The following is a 14,370-nucleotide window of genomic DNA, read 5'->3' on the forward strand; positions in this document are numbered from 1 at the left end:
CGATGCGACTTGCCGAAGCCGTCGAGGCACCGTCCGCCCACGCCCGCGAAGGCAGCAGGACCATGGGTACTGAGGTCAAACAGAGCGAGATGGCGGCAGCAAGAGCTCGTCTCGCCACAGGCGGCGCCTGGCGGAGCGCAGGCGCGTCTGTTCCGGGTAGCACGGGCGGGTCCCCTCATCGGTCGCACGGGTCGATCGCCAGGGTGCCGACGATTGCGGCCGGGTAGACGTCAGCAGCACTGCCGATCCACACGTTTGCCTTTGCGAACCACTCGCGTGGCCTCCAGGAACCCTCGACTGGCGGGGCATCACCCCCGGTCGCGGACCATGACTGGGCTGACGGTTTGCGTAGCAGCCTTCTCGTTGATCCGCAGCAGGCGTCGTCCACCGACGTCGACGAACAGGAACGACACATATCGCGCGCCGAACCGGTCGCGCAGATTGCGCGCCACGACATCGAGGGAGTTCACCGACGCGGCAGCCTCCGCCGCTGCTAGGACCTCGGCCAGTCCGATCCGATCACCCGCCACATCAGCCTTCTTGAGGTACCGACTCCCTTTCCCGCCGACAGGACGGTACGTGCCTCGGTGAGAGGTGCGATCAGGCTTCGCTGGCACGCACTCAAGGTGCGCTGTCACAGGACTCCCAGAGCCGCGAGAGTCCGGTGTGGCGCAGCCAGTACCCGCCGAGCGGACGGGGTGCCCGGCAGCACATCTGCCCCCACTGTTTCGTTACGGGGACGATCCGGGCTGGGGTCTGTCGCTCGAGTCGGATGGGGGTGGGACGGTGGCTGAAGCTGGGGCGGGGGGCGGGGTGTGCTGTGTGATGCGTTCGTGGTGTGTGAGGCCCCGGTCGGGGTCAGCGAGGTTCAGGAGCCGGTCGCGCTGTCGTCGTTAAATTCTTGGTCCTGGGCGTGGGCGGTCTGGCAGGGGTGTTGACCTGCTGTGGTGGGGGTTGTGGTGGGGGTCTGGCAGGCCGTGGTCGGGGGGTTGGGCCGGAAAGTGATGTGCCTGGTCGGGGTGCCGTGGTGGGGGCGGTCGTGTTTACGGTGAAGGCCGTTCGGACGTCCTCGCCCGCCTCGTGGGGGCTGTCCGTACATCCCCTAGTGGCAGCGGGTCCGGCGCCACGGCCGGCACTCACCAGCTGGTCCCGGATCCGTCGCCGTGAGGACCGGCCACAGCCACGAGAGCAACGGAGGTGCCCCCAGTGCGGATCGCGGTCCAGCTGCGCAGTCATCGCCGTACCAGCCCGCGGAGTGCAGCGCGCACTGCGGTGAGCAGAGGCGGGCGTGCCCTACCGAGTCCCCTACCGTTCCCCCCACCAACTCCCCTACCGGGCCCTGTAGTAGCCTGCCCCCGGTTTGCGCAGGTCAGACCTCTATTCGGCGCCGCTGGCAGCCCAAGGGGGCACCAAGTGCGCAGGCCGTGAAGCAACCCAAGACTGAGGGGGAGTGGTGGGGGTGGGTGGGTCGCGGACGTATCCGTACGGGTCCACGAGCGCGGTGCGCGCACACGTTCTGGCTGCGCTCGGGGTGCTGAAGCTCGCGACCGCCGATCAGATGCACCGGCTGATGGCGCCGGGGCACAAGGACAACAAGGCGTTCCGGAATGCGGCGTTGGATCTGGCGCGGCATGGTCTCGCGGTCTCGGAGGGCAGTGCCCGGGACGGTAACAAGCTCTGGAGCCTGATGCCGCTCGGGCTGGACGCGGCCGCGGAAGTCCTGGACCGGCCGGTTGGGGAGATGGGCGGGACCGCGCGTGGTGCGGCCCGTTCGGGTGCCCCGCACGCGATGGCGGTCAACGAGACGGTCATCGCGATCACCCGCACGCCCGCCACGGCGACCCGGCCCGTGCCGCGCCAGCAGCCCGCCCCGACGGCGCCGCCCGCCCCGGAGCAGGCGCCGGCCCCGGGGCTCGTGCTGGAGGCGCAGGGGATGGGCTGGATCGGCTCCTGGTCGACCGAGGTCCCCCTCAGCCTCCCTACCAGTAGGGGCAACCGGGCCGGGGTCCGCGCGGATGCGGTCCTCCATGTGCCGGAGGCGGGGCTGCCGGTGTTGTTCGTGGAGGTCGACAACTGCACCGAGTCCGCCGCACCCTGGCGGCCAAGTTCGAGAAGTACCTGCGCTACTTCCGGTTGAAGTCCAAGAACCCGCTCGGCAGCGAGAGTCCGGTGTGGCGTACCCAGTGCCCGTCGACCGGGCGGCGGGAGGGGCACCCGCCGGTCGTGGTCGTCTTCAACCCCGGCCTGCGGACCGGCTCGCAGGTCCTGAAGAACCGCATGAACACCGTCATGGAGCTCACGCGTCCCGTCTGGTCCGGCAGCTACCACGTCGCCGGCGGCGGGTACGGCGCCGAAGAACGGGACGGCTACTACGACTACGCCGACGCCATCCCCCTCCTCTTCACCACCCTCGACCGCCTCCAGACCAGCGGCCCCCGGATTGCGGTGTGGTGGCGGTGCGGACACGGCCAGTGGGAAACCCTCCCCGACGCCCTCGCCAACCCCGCCGACCATGACGCCTGGTACGCCCGCGACGAGCAACGCCGCCGCCAACGCGACGAAGCAGAGCAGCGACGGCAACAGGAGTGGGCAGTGGAGAGGGAACACTGGGCTCAGGAACCTGACCCAGTGCCCGAGCCGGAACCCGTACCGCCGTGTGAGCGGTGCGGACTGCCGATCACCGGCCATCCAGGCGAGGACGCCGAGCTCGCCCCGCCCGAGGACGGACGGCACTGCGCCTCCTGCCGCACCGACCTGCGCCAGTACCCGACCCTGCGCGAAACCCTCTTCGGACGCCGCCAGCGCAGCAAGTAGCCCGGCCCCGCCAGAGCGATACCGGGGCCGGGCTACGGCTGAGAACCCTAGACCGGGCAGCGGAAGTCAGGTCCTCAGCCGTCGCGCATCAGGTTCGGTCCCAGTACGCGATCTCTTGTGAAACGACGTCCGCCGCCGACAGGCACGCCACCGGGGGCCCGCCAGCGCGCTGACGATACGGAGCGCGGTACTCGCCTGAGTTCCGGGCCGATGCCGTTGCGCTGTATCACTCGAGCTCGGGTGGGACGTACGCGTCGGTGGCCAAGGACCTGGGCGTCAACCACGAGACGCTCCGCACGTGGGTGCGGGATGTGCGTCAGCCCCCAGGGCTGCGAGGGACGCGGTAGCGCTCACTCCTTACCGGCCGGGCGGGCGCCGTGACGCCGTGCCCGGTACGCGCGTTTGGCCAGCGTGCCCTCGTCGAGTTGCTCGGTCGTGCCGTAGTTGCGCCAGCCGGTGAGGCGTCCTTCCGAGTTGTACTTGGCTGACAGTCCGGGAGGATCCATGTGATCTCCGTGTTCCCGAACCAACTTCTGGGGCAGCATGACCACTGCCGTGACGCCGTGGGGAGATGACCTGCGGAGCTGGACGCGGATGCCGTGGCGGCCGGAGAGCCGGCCGACGACGAACATACCCATGCGCCGCGCCACCGAGACGTCGACGACTGGTGGGTTCAGGAGCCTGTCGTTGGCCTCCTCAAGGTCCTTTGTGGTCATGCCGATGCCGCTGTCCTGGATTTCGATTTTCGCGCCGCCGCCGGACAGCAGCTGGCTCGTGACGAGCACCTCGGTGTCCGGCGATGAGAACGTGGTCGCGTTCTCCACCAGCTCCGCGATGAGGTGGACGATGTCGTTCACCGCCCGGCCGTCGACGTCCGCGGTCACCAGTCCGCGTAGTTGCACACGCTGGTACTGCTCGATCTCGCTGATGGCGGCTCGGAGGACATCCACGAGCCGGACTGGGGCGCTCCAGCGACGGCCCGCCTTCTCGCCGGCGAGGACAAGTAGATTCTCTCCATTGCGGCGCATGCGGGTGGCCAGGTGGTCGATCTTGAAGAGGCTGGCGAGCAGGTCGGGGTCCTGCTCGCCGTTCTCCAGACGGTCGATCAGCTCCAGCTGCCGTTCCACGAGGTTCTGGCTGCGCTGCGAGAGATTGACGAACATCGTGTTGATGCGGCCTCGCAGTTGCGCCTGCTCGAACGCCAGCCGTACCGAGTCGCGATGGACGTCGTCGAACGCGCGGGCGACACCGCCGATCTCGTCGGTCGAGTTGATGGCCGTGGGCTTGACCTCGATGGCCTCCAGTTGCGCGCCGCCGGAGCCCCGCAGCAGCCGGACCACCTCGGGCAGGCGGCGTTCCGTGATGTCGAGCGCGGAGGCGCGCAGTGTGTGCAGCGGGCCGACAATCGACTGCACGAGGACGTGCGTCCCACCGCACGTGAGCAGGAGGATCAAGAGTACGACGAGCGAGGAGACGAACTCTGAGCGCTCGGCCTGGTGCTGCTCGCGCGAGCTCTCGTCTTCGACCGATCCGACGAGCCGCTTCTCGACCAGACGCATCAGCTGGATCTTGCTCGTCATGGTGTCGAACCACTCGTCGGCGTCGAGGCGGAGCCGACTGGTGTCCTGTCCCGTAAACGCCTGCTTCGCGAGCATCTCAGCCTTGTTGACGTCGCTTCCGGTGACGGTGCGCTCGTAGAACTGACGGTCGGTCGGCGACGCACCGGACAGGAACTCGCCGAGCAACGTCTGGTGCTGCCGACTGGCGAGGGTCAGGCTCTGGGCCTCGTTCGCATCGACGTGTCCCTGTGTCAGCGCCCCGCCGAGCAGCGCACGTTGCCGGGAGACTTCCTCCGTGGCCTGTGCGAAGGTCTCGAGCGTACCGGCCCTCACGGCAAGGGGTTGGTGGGCGATGTCCGGCGTGAGAAGGTCAAGGGCGTCGCTGAGCTCGGCGATCAACGCCGTGTATGCGTCGACCGGGGACAGCAGGGGCATTTTCGAGTGGGCCGCCGTGTGGCGCAGTGACGTCACCTTCCCGCCAAAGGTGTTGAGCACCGCGAGCCGGGTGGCCAGGGCGGGGTTCGCCCCGCGGTGGACATGGGCTGCCTCGGTACGGACTCGGTCGAGCGCCGCGTCCACCTTGGAGCGCTGAGTGTCCAGTCGGCTCGTGTCGCCCGTACGCCCGGCCGCAACGTAGAGGGCGGTGAGATCGCGTTCGTCCTCGATCTCCTCCAACAGCCCCGTGCCCTGGTCGACGACACGGACGAGCTGACGGACGTTGTCGATGTCCTGTGCGTTCTGTACGGCCGAGCCGACCCACAGACCGCCCAGTACGAGCGCGGTACTGATCGGGATGATCACCACAGCCAGCAGCTGGGTGCGCACACTCCAGTTACTCGGGGCGAACGCCGCCTGGCTGCTGCCCCGGCGCGGGCGACGGCCTCCACCTGCATGCACGGGGCCCGGATCGGTTCTGCCGTTGTCGGAACTGTTGCCCCTCGCCCCGGGCGACTGCACCGGTTCCGCCCCGTGGCGATGCACCGCGGGTTGTGTTTGCACTTGCCCTCGCACCTTCTTCCCGCCATTGAACGTGCGCGATTCAGGGAGCGTCCACGCATCGTGGACGCTCCGCTCATCGCGCGAGTGTGCTTGTCGTGGTGTCGATGAATGAGGCCATGGCCTCGTGCGTCCCTGGCAGGTGCCAGCGGACGAGAACTACGCGTCGGTCCGGGAACTGTCGAGATCGCGGCCACTTCGTAGACGGCGGTCGCTGCGGCGACCCGCAAGAGGGGGACTACTGACTACTGTCCGTGCAGGCCCAACGCCTGACCGACACGACCATGACCGACCCCGAGTCGCTGCGGAGCGTCCGCATCGCCAAGTACGAGCGGGAGTACGCGGTCGAGGACCAGGTACCGGCGGGTAGCGGGCACTCGCCCCTCTCGGTGCCGGCCCGCCGGATGGATGCCGCCCTCATGACGCCGCCCCTGCGCCCGGCCACTCGCTCCTTCGCTCGCCCGCCGAGCTGACGGTCGCGAGAGCAGACAGAATGAGCACGGTCGACGCCGCGCCGGGGTCCTCGTGGCCGATGGTGCGGGCGCCGAGATAGCTCGCGCGGCCCTTCCGGGCCTGCATACCGGCGGTCTGCTTCAGGCCCCGCACGGCGGCGTCGGACGCCGCGCGGGTGGCGTTGGTCAAGTCGCCGCCGGTGTCGATGACGGCCTGGTAGGCGGTCACGGCCGGGCTGAGGGCGTCGATCATCGTCTTGTCGCCCTCGATCGCCGCGCCGATCCGCTGGATGCCGGTGAGGGCAGCCGCCAACGCCGCCCCGAGTTGCGCTGCGGAGACGTCGGGATCCTCGCCGAGGGTCCCCGCGGCCTGCCGGAACGCGGTGCCGTACAGCGGTCCCGAGGCCCCGCCGGTCTTGCTGATCAGTGCCCGGCCGACGGTGGCGAGCACCGCGCCGGGGGTGGAGGGGTCGGTTTCGTCCAGCATTGCCACCGCTGCCTGCAGGCCACGGCGCATGTTGATGCCGTGGTCGGCGTCGCCGACAGCGGAGTCGAGGCGGGTCAGATGGTCGGCGTTCTCGGCCACCAGTCGGGCGGCCTCATGGATCCAGGCCCGGAACATGCTCGCGTCCATCGTCATCCTTCTCCCTCGTGGAGTTTGTCGTCGGTAGCCGAGGCCGCTCAGCGTCCCCAGCGCAGCGCGGGGGTCACGACCGGGGCATCCCACAGATGAGTGAGCTGTGGCGTGAGCCGGCACACCGTGATCGTGCAGCCGGCCATCTCCAGGCTGGTCACGTAGTTGCCTACCAGGTTGCGAGTGATCCACACGCCATGGCCGGCGAGCCACTCGGCAACCGCGGCATACACCACGTACAGCTCGATCAGCGGGGTGCCGCCCAGGCCGTTGACCATCACGAGCACTTCGCCTGAGAGCGGCATGTCGGTGTGGATGGCGTCCAGTGCGACACCGACGAACTCCCTGGCGGAGACGAGCCTGCCGCGGGCGCGACCTGGCTCGCCGTGGATGCCGACGCCCAGCTCGATCTCGTCCTCGCCCAGCTCGAAACCGGGTTTGCCCGACGCGGGCACCGTGCACGGCGTGAGCGCCACCCCGAAGGAACGGGACCGGTCGTTGACCTCCTGGCCCAAAGCCGCGGTCGTGCCCAGGTCCGCACCGAGCTCGGCGGCCGCACCGACGATCTTCTCCACGAACACGGTCGCCCCGGTACCCCGTCGGCCCGCCGTCCAGGTGCTGTTCTCCACGGCGACGTCGTCATTGACCACGACGCCCTCCACCCGGACGCCGTCGTCGGCGGCCAGCTCGGCGGCCATCTGGAAGTTCAGGACGTCGCCGGTGTAGTTCTTCACGATGTGCAGCACCCCTGCGCCGCCATCGACGGCCCGCGTGGCGGCGAGGATCTGGTCTGGCACGGGAGATGTGAACACCTCACCGGGGCAGGCCGCATCCAGCATCCCGTACCCGACGAACCCGCCGTGCAGCGGCTCGTGCCCGGACCCGCCACCTGACACCAGGCCGACCTTCCCGGCGGTCGGCCCGCCCGCGCGGACGATGTAGCGGTCGGACGTGTTGACCGTCAGCGAGGGATGCGCGGCGGCCACACCGACGAGGGCATCGGCAAGCACCTCGTCGGGCGAGTTGATGAGTTTCTTCACGGTTCAGGCCCCTTCTCAACTGGACAGGAACATCAGCGGAAATCGCCCTGTGCGCGGCTCTGGTTAGGGCAGCGACGGCTGGCAGCACGTCTCGACGAGTCGCCAGACCTCTTCGGGGGTTCCCCGGGTGAGGGCGACGGCAGCCAGGGAGGCACAGGTCTCGTGGCGGAGCCGGCGGATACGGGCCCGGACCTCGTCGAGGGCGGCGGGGCCGACCGAGAGGCTGTCGCAGCCAAGGCCGATGAGGAGGGGGGTCACCAGGGGGTGTGCGGCGGCGTCGCCGCAGACGGAGACCTGACGATGGTGGCGGTGGGCGGCGTCGACCACGCGGGCGATGGCGTCGAGTACGGCGGGATGTGCAGCCATGGCGGGGGTGGCAGTGGGGTCGCGCCGGTCCAGGCCCAGGATCTGGCAGGTGAGGTCGTTGCTGCCGATGGAGAAGAAGGAGGCTTCGCGGGCGAGGTCGTCGGCCGCGGCGACGGCTTCGGGGAGTTCCACCATGATGCCCAGCGGTGGCGTCGGGACGCCGGCTTCGTCGGCTGCGGCCTGGAGGAGGCGTCGGCAGGCGCGTAGCTCGTCGATGCTCGCGACCATGGGGATCATGATGCGCAGGTCGGTGTCGGCTCCCGCGCTGAGCAGGCTGCGGAACTGGTCGGCGAAAGCATTGGGTTGGGCGAGCATGAGGGGCAGGCCGCGGCCGATCCGCCCGCCCCGGAGGCGGGCGAGGAACGGCGGCAGTTTGTCGTCGGCGAAGTCGAGGGTGCGGGCCGTGACGACCTGCCCGGTGAGTGCACGCAGGACGGGGACGAGGGTCGCCGCGTGTTGATCGCGGGTGGGCCAGGCGGGATGGTTGAGGAAGGGCAGCTCGGTGCGGAGCAGGCCGACACCCTCGGCGCCCGTGGTCAGGGCCGCGCGGGCCTCGGCCGGGGTGGCCACGTTGGCCCGCAGAACGATGCGGTGCTCGTCCAGTGTCTCAGCGGGCAGGTGGCGCTCTTCGGCGAGGGCGAGCCTGCGGGTTCGGGCGGTCTCCATTGCGTGCAGAGCCCTGGTGCGTTCGTCGTCGTCGGGGTGGGCGACCGCACTGGCCAGGTCGGCGTCGAGCAGGATCTCCTGCCCGTCCGGCAGCTCGAGCAGTTGGGGGTCGACGGCCAAGAGAAAGGGGATGCCCATCGAGCGCGCAACGATCGCAGCGTGGGAATTCGGGCCGCCGGTCACGGAGATGGCGGCTGTCACCGTCTGGCCGGGTTCCAGCAGGTCGGCGGCGCCGATCTCGTGGGCGACCAGGACGAGCGGCTGGTCGGGGGCAGGGCCGGTGTCGCCGTGCAGATGGGCCAGGACACGGCGGCCGACCTGCCGGACGTCCGCGGCGCGTTCGGCAAGGGTTGGATCGTCCAGGGCAGCGATGGTTCCGGCGTAGGTGTCGATGGCCTGCCGGACGGCGACGGGCACCGGCTGGCCATCGTTCGCCCGTTTGATGGCCTGGTCGCGCAGATCCGGGTCCTGCGCGATGTAGCTGTTGACTTCCATGATGTCGGCCTGTTCGTCCTTGCCCTGTTCGCGCAGTGAGGCGGACAGGTCGAGCAGGCTGGTGGCGATGGCGTCGAAGGCGTCGGTGATCTGCTGCGTGGGATCGCCGCTGGTGCGCTGGGGGAGCACCGTTCTGGTGGGTGGCCGGTCGGTACGGTGGACGAAGCCGAGGGCTATGCCTGATGCGGCGGTGTGCCCGCTGTAGGTGCGGCGGTCGGTCATCGGCCCCCCACTGTCTCGGCGAGGGCGCGGAAGATCAGGGCGGTGGAGGTGGCGCCCGGGTCCTGGTGGCCGATGCTGCGGGCGCCGAGGTAGGAGGCGCGGCCCTTGCGGGCCTGCATCGGGGTGGTGGCGCGCATGCCCTCTTCGGCGGCGTCGGCGGCGGCCACGGCTGCGGCGGCGAAGTCGGCTCCAGCGTCAGCCTGTTGCTGGAAGGCGGCCAGTGCGGGGGCGTAGGCGTCGATCATGGTCTTGTCGCCGGGCGCGGCGGCGCCGAGCTTCTGGACGCTCGCCAGGCCCGCGGCGAGTGCGGCGGCGAACTGCCGTGTGTCGGTGGTGGGCGTGTCCAGGGCCTTGCCGATGGCGCGGAAGGCGCCGCCGTAGAGCGGACCGGAGGCGCCCCCGACGCTGGAGATCAGAGTGCTGCCTGTCTTGACCAGTACTGCCCCGGCGGTGTCTGCCTTGTAGTCGGCGAGTGCCATGGTGGTGGCGGAGAAGCCGCGGTGCATGTTGACGCCGTGGTCGGCGTCGCCGATGGCAGAGTCGAGCTGGGTGAGGTGGTCCTTGTGCTTCTCCACCGCGGCCGCGATGGCCTGCACCCACGTGCGGGCGAGGTCGGTGTCCACGGAGTCTCCGTTCCTGGTTGGGGCGTGGCTGGCTGACGGTTGGGTGAGCCGGGGGCGGGGGCGGATGCGCGGGGTGCGGTCCGGGGAGAGCTGGCGCGGGAAGGCTCCGGCCCGGTCCTCGCGTATCGCGCGGCCCCGCGCCCGGCTCGGTTCAGATGCCCCAGCGCAGGGCCGGGGTGTTCACGGGCGCGTCCCACAGGGACAGCATGTCGGCATCGGCCTTGCACACGGTGACGGAAACGCCCTCCATGTCCAGGCTGGTCACGTAGTTGCCGACGAGGTTGCGGGCAATGACCACGCCCTTGTCCGCGAGTACGGCGGCGACCTCGTTGAAGCCCACGTACAACTCGATGAGCGGGGTGCCGCCCAGACCGTTGACCATGACGATGGTCTCGTCGCCGGCTTGCAGCGGCTGGTCGGCGAGGATGGCGTCCAGGGCTGTGGCCACGATCTCCTTGGCGGGGCGGAGCTTCTCGCGGCGGCGGCCGGGTTCACCGTGGATGCCGACGCCGACCTCCATCTCGTCCTCGGGCAGGTCGAAGCCGGGCTTGCCGGAGGCGGGGGTGGTGCAGGCGGTCAGCGCGACGGCGAAGGACCGGGAGGCAGCGTTCACGCGCTTGCCCATCTCGGCGACGGCGGCCAGGTCGGCGCCCTGCTCGGCGAGGGCTCCGGCGATCTTCTCGACGAAGACGGTCGCGCCGGTGCCGCGGCGCCCGGCGGTCCAGGTGGAGTCCTGGACGGCGACGTCGTCGTCGACCAGAACGGTCTCCACCGTGATGCCCTCCTCAGCGGCCAACTCGGCAGCCATCTGGAAGTTGAGGACGTCACCGGTGTAGTTCTTCACGATGAACAGCACGCCCGCGCCACCGTCAACGGCCTGGGCCGCAGCCAGCATCTGGCCAGGCACGGGCGAGGTGAACACCTCGCCGGGGCAGGCCGCGTCCAGCATGCCCGGTCCCACGAAGCCGCCGTGCAGGGGCTCGTGACCGGAACCACCGCCGGAGACCAGGGCCACCTTGCCGCTTCTGCCGGCGCCGCCGCGGGAGATCACCTTGTTCTCCGCGTCGACCTTCAGTTCGGGGTGGGCGGCGGCGATCCCGGCGAGCGCCTCGGCCAGCACCGCTTCAGGGGCGTTGATGAGTTTCTTCATGACAGGGCTCCTTGGGGAGTCGCAGCAGGCTCGACCGCTTCCTCGGCCGTGGTGCCGACGCTGCGGCGGGCGTTCAAGGCGACGTACAGGAAACCGGCGACAACCGCGCCCACGACATCGCCGATCAGGTAGACCGGCAGCTGGCTCCAGTGGACCGTGCCGCTGAACAACTGGCCGACCAGCATGGGACCGACAACGCGAGCCGGGTTGATCGCGGAGCTGGTGGCGGGTCCGACCACCATGATGATGGCGAACACCGCCAGGCCGATGGCGAGCCCGGCGAAGCCGCCTGCCGAGCGGCGGTCGATGGCGCCGAAGACGACGAAGGCGAGGATGGCCGTGCCGACGGCTTCGGCGAAGAAGGCTTGGCCGGCACTGACCTGAGGGCCGTACGAGGCGATGCCCAGACCGACGGTCACGGCCTGGTGGCCGAGCACCCCGATGATCGCCAGGGCTCCCAGGACCGCGCCGACCACCTGGGCGGCGATGTAACCAGGGACATCCCGCCAGGGCATCTTCCTCGTCGCGGCGAGCGCGAGGGTGATGGCCGGGTTGATCTGGCAGCCGGAGATGTGGCCGATCGCGTAGATCATCGCGATGACCACCGTGGCGAAGGCCAGCGAGATCATGCCCAGATCGGCGAAGGTGAACGGGGCCTTGCCATTGACGATGAGCGTTGCGGGAACCGAACCGACGCCGATGAACACCAGCATCGCGGTGCCCAGCATCTCGGCAACAAGCTTCTGTGGGTAGGTGTTTTCTTCCATGGAAGGCGCCCAGCGCCGAGCGGCGACTTGGGCGTCTCACCTCCTCCGCGTGGAGCGGGCTGTGAAGGGAGGTGGCCGCCAGGTGGTCAGGGTCGGGAACAACCTGGCGGCCGGCTCAGGGGAAACCGGACAGCTTTAAGCAACCGGCTGCAAGAGCGTTCATCATTGATGAACGTTGTTCCGGAAGTTAAGCCCGCGTTTCCTGCCTGTCAAGAGGTTCGGCAGCCATCGCGTCCTGTCGACAAGGGGAAGGCCCCACGGCGGCGTGCCGAGGGGCCTGGATCAGAGGGCGGGGCGCGGGAGGGAGGGCAGCCGCCACCGGGCTGCAAGGTCAGGTCATCATGGTGCGCGCGGTCGCCCCTCTGGGGGCGCCCAGGTCGCGGGAAAGGTTGCGGGCGGTCTCCCGGACGGCGACCGCAAGCTCCTGACGTGCCGATTCGGCCAGCAATCTCTCGACAGGGCCGACGATGCCGAGAGCGCCGACCACCTCGCCGGAGCGGTCGAAGACAGGAGATGCGATACCCGCGTCGCCGATGGCGGACTCCTGGTCCTCAATCGCGTACCCCGTCCTGAGGACCTCCTTCAGCTGGCCCGCCAGCTCCTCAGGGTCGGTGATGCTGGCGCCGGTAAGCACCGCCGGCTCGCCCGCGAGCAGCCGCTCGCGCTCGTCAGCCGGAACGAAGGCCACGATGGCCTTGCCCAGGGCGCACGTGTTCCACGGGATGCTGGCGCCCACCTCGAGGATCTGCACAGCCCCCTCCGGCCGGAAGGCATGGTGCACCACCAGCACGTGGTCACCGGTGAGCACGGCTACCCAGACCGCCTCGTTCGTCCGGTTCGCCAGCTGGTCCGCCCAGGTCAGCGAGCGGGTCCGCAGCTCCTGCGTGTCCAGGTAGGCATTGCCCAGCTGCACCAGTCCCGGACCGAGCTGGTACTTCGAGCTGTCCCGGTCCTGCACCACCAGCCCCTCGGCCTCCAGTGTGCGCAGCAGCGCATGCACGGTCGGCTTGGCCACGCCCAGGCGGTCGGCCAGCTCGGTCACTCCGAGCCGGGGCCCTGTGGACGCGAGCTCCCGCAGTATCTGCACCGCCCGCTGTACCGCCTGCACCATCGAAATTTTCTCCCTGATTCACTATTGCTGAACAGTGTTCCGAGATTTACGGTAACTGTTCATGAGCGCATCTGTCGGCATCGTACTCGTGTCCCACAGCGCCGAGCTCGCCGCGGGCCTTCGCCTGCTGGTGGAGCAGATCGGCTCCGACACGGTCCCCCTCGCCACTGCCGGAGGCACCGACGACGGCCGGATCGGCACCAGCTACGACCTCGTCCTCGCCGCCATTCGCGACGCCGACCGCGGAGCCGGCGTCGTCGTCCTTCCCGACCTCGGCAGCTCCGTCCTGACCGCCCGCACCGTCCTGGAAGACCACCCCAGCACCGACGTGCTGATCGTCGACGCACCCTTCGTCGAAGGAGCCGTCGCAGCCGTCGTCACCGCCGCATCCGGCGCCGACCTGAAGACCGTCGCCGACGCCGCCAAGGAGGCCCGCCATGTCCACAAGCTCTGACCACACCACCACAAGCGCCACGACCGTCACGACCACGGCCAAGCACGAGACTGCCGTCGTCCTGCCCGCCAACCTCCACGCCCGCCCCGCAGGTCAACTCGCTCGGGCCGCAGCCGGATTCACCAGTGCCATACGACTGGAGTACGCCGACCGGACGGTCAATCCGACCGGCGTCCTCGCCGTGATGGGCCTGGGTGCCACCGCCGGAAGCACCGTGACCGTCCGCGCCGAAGGCCACGACGCCGAACAGGCCGTCACGGCATTGGTCCAGATCCTCGCCACCGCCGAGTAACCCGACCGCCACCAGCGGCACGGAACCAGCCGCCGCTTCCGACATGAGAAGCAAAGACCAGTGGAGGTGGCCGAGGATGAACGTCCCCGCCACGAGCACGCCTGACGCCGATATGGCCCCGCCCTCGCGGGCCGAGCTAGTCTGCGCGCTGCCACACGTCCCCGAGGCCGTCTCCGCCGTACGCCGACGGGCACACACCGTCCTCGCCCAATGGCGCGTGCCCACCCCGACAGCCGACGATGCCCTCCTGGTGATCTCGGAGCTGACCACCAACGCGATCGTCCACGCACTGCCTCCAGCAGTGCTGCGGTTGTCCATGCCCGAGATCGGCAGCCGCCGCGCCCTCCGCATCGAGGTCACCGACGCGGGGCCGGTACCTCAACGGCACACGTCGCCCGACGGCCCCCACCCCGCCGAACACAAGGAGAACGGTCGCGGGACCGGCATCGTCGCGGCCCTCTCCACACGCCACGGAATATCCCGCCGCCCCGAGAGGACCACCCGATGGGCCGATCTCCACATGGAGACTTGACCACCCACGGCACAGCAGCCGCATTCCTGAGGGGACGTCGCGGTCGGCACGAACCCCAGCGTGCACCGCTGCGGCCTTGCACCAGGCTGAGCCAGCCGTAGAGGGCGTGTCAGTGATCTTGTGTAAGTCGCCTGGTTTCATTGGATGCTGAGCCGGTCCTCGAAGAAGAGTGAGAACTGGTTCAGTGCCTCTTTCCA

At 69.6% G+C, this 14,370-nt stretch carries 14 protein-coding genes and 2 pseudogenes; 7 read left to right on the forward strand and 9 right to left on the reverse strand.

What is annotated here, in order from left to right; translation table 11 throughout:
• Positions 1 to 350 precede the first annotated feature (350 nt).
• Positions 351 to 530: pseudogene (locus ACFVWD_RS49005) on the reverse strand (serine/threonine-protein phosphatase); the annotation flags it as partial.
• A gap of 971 nt (positions 531 to 1,501) precedes the next feature.
• Here ACFVWD_RS49005 and ACFVWD_RS49010 point away from each other — a divergent pair.
• From ACFVWD_RS49010 to ACFVWD_RS49020, 3 genes and pseudogenes are all read left to right on the forward strand, one after another.
• Complete coding sequence (locus tag ACFVWD_RS49010; RefSeq protein ID WP_389604947.1) at positions 1,502 to 2,137, forward strand: replication-relaxation family protein; 636 nt, start codon at positions 1,502 to 1,504, stop codon at positions 2,135 to 2,137.
• Entirely contained in the window at positions 2,134 to 2,814 is a 681-nt protein-coding gene (locus tag ACFVWD_RS49015) for a hypothetical protein (protein WP_389604948.1), read from the forward strand. The genes ACFVWD_RS49010 and ACFVWD_RS49015 overlap by 4 nt, the downstream gene beginning before the upstream one ends.
• A gap of 194 nt (positions 2,815 to 3,008) precedes the next feature.
• Positions 3,009 to 3,161: pseudogene (locus tag ACFVWD_RS49020) on the forward strand (transposase); the annotation flags it as partial.
• Positions 3,162 to 3,164: 3 nt separating this feature from the next.
• Here ACFVWD_RS49020 and ACFVWD_RS49025 read toward each other — a convergent pair.
• Positions 3,165 to 5,198, reverse strand: coding sequence for a nitrate- and nitrite sensing domain-containing protein (locus ACFVWD_RS49025; protein WP_389604950.1), 2,034 nt, complete (start codon positions 5,196 to 5,198; stop codon positions 3,165 to 3,167).
• A gap of 425 nt (positions 5,199 to 5,623) precedes the next feature.
• On the opposite strand from ACFVWD_RS49025, the gene ACFVWD_RS49030 reads away from it, so the two are divergent.
• A complete protein-coding gene (locus ACFVWD_RS49030) occupies positions 5,624 to 5,842 on the forward strand; it encodes a hypothetical protein (RefSeq protein ID WP_389604952.1) in 219 nt (72 codons plus the stop codon).
• On the opposite strand, the gene dhaL (ACFVWD_RS49035) is transcribed toward ACFVWD_RS49030, so the two are convergent.
• The 7 genes from dhaL (ACFVWD_RS49035) to ACFVWD_RS49065 all read right to left on the reverse strand — a co-directional run bounded on the left by dhaL (ACFVWD_RS49035) (position 5,787) and on the right by ACFVWD_RS49065 (position 12,895).
• Entirely contained in the window at positions 5,787 to 6,455 is a 669-nt protein-coding gene (gene dhaL, locus ACFVWD_RS49035; protein ID WP_389604953.1) for a dihydroxyacetone kinase subunit DhaL, read from the reverse strand. The genes ACFVWD_RS49030 and dhaL (ACFVWD_RS49035) overlap by 56 nt on opposite strands.
• A 47-nt stretch (positions 6,456 to 6,502) precedes the next feature.
• On the reverse strand, positions 6,503 to 7,495 hold the full coding sequence (dhaK, locus tag ACFVWD_RS49040) for a dihydroxyacetone kinase subunit DhaK (RefSeq protein WP_389604955.1): 993 nt from the start codon (positions 7,493 to 7,495) through the stop codon (positions 6,503 to 6,505).
• A gap of 63 nt (positions 7,496 to 7,558) precedes the next feature.
• On the reverse strand, positions 7,559 to 9,244 hold the full coding sequence (locus ACFVWD_RS49045) for a phosphoenolpyruvate--protein phosphotransferase (protein ID WP_389604956.1): 1,686 nt from the start codon (positions 9,242 to 9,244) through the stop codon (positions 7,559 to 7,561).
• The gene (dhaL, locus tag ACFVWD_RS49050; RefSeq protein WP_389604957.1) at positions 9,241 to 9,867 is read right to left on the reverse strand and encodes a dihydroxyacetone kinase subunit DhaL; all 627 of its coding nucleotides are present in this window, start codon (positions 9,865 to 9,867) and stop codon (positions 9,241 to 9,243) included. The genes ACFVWD_RS49045 and dhaL (ACFVWD_RS49050) overlap by 4 nt, the downstream gene beginning before the upstream one ends.
• A gap of 151 nt (positions 9,868 to 10,018) precedes the next feature.
• Positions 10,019 to 11,017: a dihydroxyacetone kinase subunit DhaK gene (gene dhaK / locus ACFVWD_RS49055; protein WP_389604959.1), complete on the reverse strand. Its 999-nt coding sequence runs from the start codon at positions 11,015 to 11,017 to the stop codon at positions 10,019 to 10,021.
• Positions 11,014 to 11,784 (reverse strand): MIP/aquaporin family protein, encoded by a 771-nt coding sequence (locus ACFVWD_RS49060; protein ID WP_385388259.1) that lies wholly within the window; start codon positions 11,782 to 11,784, stop codon positions 11,014 to 11,016. The genes dhaK (ACFVWD_RS49055) and ACFVWD_RS49060 overlap by 4 nt, the downstream gene beginning before the upstream one ends.
• A gap of 331 nt (positions 11,785 to 12,115) precedes the next feature.
• On the reverse strand, positions 12,116 to 12,895 hold the full coding sequence (locus tag ACFVWD_RS49065) for an IclR family transcriptional regulator (RefSeq protein ID WP_389604961.1): 780 nt from the start codon (positions 12,893 to 12,895) through the stop codon (positions 12,116 to 12,118).
• A gap of 61 nt (positions 12,896 to 12,956) precedes the next feature.
• Between ACFVWD_RS49065 and dhaM the strand changes: the two genes are divergently transcribed.
• The 3 genes from dhaM to ACFVWD_RS49080 all read left to right on the forward strand — a co-directional run bounded on the left by dhaM (position 12,957) and on the right by ACFVWD_RS49080 (position 14,173).
• On the forward strand, positions 12,957 to 13,349 hold the full coding sequence (gene dhaM / locus ACFVWD_RS49070; RefSeq protein WP_381264869.1) for a dihydroxyacetone kinase phosphoryl donor subunit DhaM: 393 nt from the start codon (positions 12,957 to 12,959) through the stop codon (positions 13,347 to 13,349).
• On the forward strand, positions 13,333 to 13,641 hold the full coding sequence (locus ACFVWD_RS49075) for an HPr family phosphocarrier protein (RefSeq protein WP_389604963.1): 309 nt from the start codon (positions 13,333 to 13,335) through the stop codon (positions 13,639 to 13,641). Before dhaM ends, ACFVWD_RS49075 begins: the two co-directional genes overlap by 17 nt.
• A gap of 76 nt (positions 13,642 to 13,717) precedes the next feature.
• On the forward strand, positions 13,718 to 14,173 hold the full coding sequence (locus tag ACFVWD_RS49080) for an ATP-binding protein (protein ID WP_389604964.1): 456 nt from the start codon (positions 13,718 to 13,720) through the stop codon (positions 14,171 to 14,173).
• Positions 14,174 to 14,370: the final 197 nt, after the last annotated feature.

The organism is Streptomyces sp. NPDC058086 (assembly GCF_042885015.1).
Lineage (GTDB): Bacteria > Actinomycetota > Actinomycetes > Streptomycetales > Streptomycetaceae > Streptomyces.